Annotated in this window: 1 protein-coding gene and 1 pseudogene; both read right to left on the reverse strand. The window is 72.9% G+C overall.

What is annotated here, in order from left to right; genetic code table 11:
• Nucleotides 1-2 precede the first annotated feature (2 nt).
• Nucleotides 3-1322, reverse strand: a complete 1320-nt coding sequence (locus tag OOT08_RS04620) for a D-arabinono-1,4-lactone oxidase (RefSeq protein ID WP_325091391.1) — start codon at nucleotides 1320-1322, stop codon at nucleotides 3-5.
• A pseudogene (locus OOT08_RS04625) lies at nucleotides 1319-1618 on the reverse strand (amino acid deaminase/aldolase); the annotation flags it as partial. The gene OOT08_RS04620 and the pseudogene OOT08_RS04625, both read right to left, overlap by 4 nt.

The following is a 1618-nucleotide window of genomic DNA, read 5'->3' on the forward strand; positions in this document are numbered from 1 at the left end:
GCTTAGGCCCCCGGCGCGACCCCCAGGACCCGGTCCAGGTAGGGGTTCCGGAAGACCCCACCGGGGTCCAGCCGGTCGCGCACCGCGACGAAGTCGTCGAACCTCGGGTACAGCTCGCGGAAGTCCTCGGCGGTCCTCGTGTGCATCTTTCCCCAGTGCGGGCGGCCGCCCGCGGCGCGGAACACGGCCTCGACGGCGCGGAACAGGGGCTCGGGGTTCTCCCGCCAGAAGCGGTGCACGGCCACGTAGCCGCTGTCTCGGCCGCTCGCGGTGGACAGCCACAGGTCGTCGGCGGCCGCGGAACGCACCTCGATCGGGAAGGAGACCGTGAAGCGGTTGCGGTCGATCACGGTGCGGATCTCGGCGAGCACCTCGGGGATGTCGGCGAGGGGCACCGCGTACTCCATCTCTCGGAATTTCACGGTGCGCTTCGTCACGAAGACCCGTGAGGACACGTCCGTGAACTCGCGGTTCGCGGAGAGGGACTGGATCATCCGGTTCACCCGCGGCGTCGCCCGGGGCACGAGCCGCTCCGCCGAGACGAGCCCCCGCAGCGCGGTGTTCGAGACGAGCGTCTCGTCGACGTAGCGCGAGACCCGGCCGAGCGGGGCGCGCGGGCCGTCCGCGGGGAGCCGGGTATTCGTCTTCGTGCGGGCGCTCTCCGTGTGCGGGAACCAGTAGAACTCGAAGTGGTCCTCGCGCGCGCAGCGCTCCTGGAAGGTCTGCACGGCCTCCCCGAGGGGCATCGGCCGCTCCACGGCCCGCAGCAGGAACGCGGGCACGCACTGCAGGGTCACGGTGACGAGGATGCCGAGCGCGCCGAGGCCAAGGGCCACGGCGGGCAGGAGTTCGGCGTTCTCGCCGTCCCGCACGACGGTCAGGGTCTCCCCCGTGCCCGTGACCAGGGTCGCCCCGACGACCTGCGTGGCGAGCCCGCCGAAGACGAGGCCCGTGCCGTGGGTGCCGGTCGAGACGGCCCCGGAGATCGTCTGCCGATCAATGTCGCCCATGTTCGCCAGGGCGAGGCCCAGGGGTTCGAGCAGCGCGGGCAGCTCGTAGAGGTGGGTGCCCGCCCAGAGGGTGACCCGCCCGGTGGCCAGGTCCGCGTCGACGAGGCCGCGCAGCCGATCCATCCGGAGCCGGATGCCGTCGGTCGCCCCGATCGCGGTAAAGCTGTGCGACGCACCGATGGCTTTGACGGGGTGCCCGGTCTCTCGGGCACGGGCGACCGCCGCGGCCACCTGTTTCGCCGAGCGCGGCGAGATCTCCAGGGCGGGGGTTGAGCGCTCGGTCCGCGCCCAGTTCTTCCAGTTCGGGCTCACAGGAATCGTTTCCCCTCTCCGCGGTAGGTGGGGAGCTCGGCGACGACCTCGTCGCCGAGCACCGCCAGGATCGTGTTGGCGTGCTCGCAGGGCTCACCGGACTTCGTGTGCCGCATCCAGACGCGGTCGCCGGGACGCAGCCCGGCCGCCCCCGGGCCGGTCACTGGGGTCTGCACCTCGCCCGCCGCCTCGCGGGGCAGGTAGCGCAGCCCCTCGGGCCAGAGGGGCTTCGGGAGCCGGTCCGCGCCGGGCGGTCCGGACGCGACCCAGCCACCGCCGAGCAGCGTCGCGGTGTC

This window comes from Leucobacter sp. M11 (genome assembly GCF_035726885.1).
Taxonomy (GTDB): domain Bacteria; phylum Actinomycetota; class Actinomycetes; order Actinomycetales; family Microbacteriaceae; genus JAPFRB01.